The sequence below is a fragment of the Affinundibacterium baiyunense genome (assembly GCF_018139645.1).
GTDB classification, from domain to species: domain Bacteria; phylum Pseudomonadota; class Gammaproteobacteria; order Burkholderiales; family Burkholderiaceae_D; genus Undibacterium; species Undibacterium baiyunense.
Genome location: NZ_JAGSPM010000025.1, coordinates 1 through 1,170 on the forward strand (window position 1 = coordinate 1; position 1,170 = coordinate 1,170).

Below are 1,170 nucleotides of genomic sequence, written 5' to 3' on the forward strand. Positions count from 1 at the left end.
CATGCATAACTAGAGATCTTGAGGCAAACTTATATGCCAAAGGAGAACAGAAATGCGTAAGAGCAGATTTACAGAAACACAGATCATAGGAATATTGAAGGCAGTTGAAGCTGGGAGATTGGTCAAAGACGTTTGCCGTGAGCATAGCGTTTCTGAAGCGACCTACTACCAATGGAAGTCCAAATATGGTGGTATGGAAGCAGCCGATGTAAAGCGCCTCAAAGACCTAGAGGAAGAGAATCGTAAGCTAAAAATGATGGTTGCTGACTTGTCGTTAGAGAACCATGCGTTCAAAGAGGTGATCGGTTTAAAGCGCTAACCCCGAACCAGAAACGCGATTTCGTCAAGCAACTACAAGAGGTTGGACTTAGCCAGCGTCAGGCTTGTAAAGCAATGCAGTTTTCACGTTCAAGCATGACCTACCAACGGCAGACGGCAGCGGACGACGAGATCATTGCGGTTTTGCAGGAATTGGCAGAACGATTTCCGGAACGGGGATTTGGCAAATACTTTCAGTTAATAAGACGACGCGGCCATACTTGGAATCATAAGCGTGTCTATCGTGTCTATTGTGGACTCAAGATGAATCGGCGACGTATCTGTAAAAAGCGCCTTCCAACAAGAGACCCGCAATCGTTGGCAGTGCCTGGAGAAATCAATAAGAGTTGGTCGATGGATTTTATGAGCGATGCTTTATGGTGCGGTAGGCGCTTTCGAACTTTTAATGTCGTTGATGATTTTAATCGGGAAGTGTTGGCGATTGAAATTGATTTAAATTTGCTCTCGTCCCGTGTGATTCGTGTGCTTGAAAGGATCGTTGCGTGGCGCGGTTTTCCAGCCCAGATCCGAATGGACAATGGGCCTGAATTTATTTCGACGACCTTAGCTGATTGGGCACAAAAGCATGATGTCCACTCGGAGTTTATCGAACCAGGCAGACCTATGCAAAATGGTTTCATTGAACGCTTCAACCGCAGCTACCGCCAAGGGGTGTTAGATATGTATGTTTTTAAGAACTTGCACGAGGTCAAAGAACGAACACAATTGTGGATGAACGATTACAACGAGCAATGCCCACATGATTCACTCAACGGGATGACCCCTGTTGAATACCGATTGTTTCACCAACCTCAAAACTCTAGTAATACTTGGCACTGATTGAGGGAGGTT

General features: G+C 45.6%; 1 protein-coding gene. It reads left to right on the plus strand.

Features of this window, described 5'->3' with window-relative positions; all coding sequences use genetic code 11:
- The first annotated feature begins 52 nt into the window (after window positions 1-52).
- A protein-coding gene (locus KDM92_RS18185) for an IS3 family transposase (RefSeq protein WP_212685776.1) occupies window positions 53-1,158 on the plus strand; the annotation gives its coding sequence in 2 pieces (ribosomal slippage) (window positions 53-308 and window positions 308-1,158; 1,107 coding nt in all).
- The last annotated feature ends 12 nt before the right edge of the window (window positions 1,159-1,170 follow it).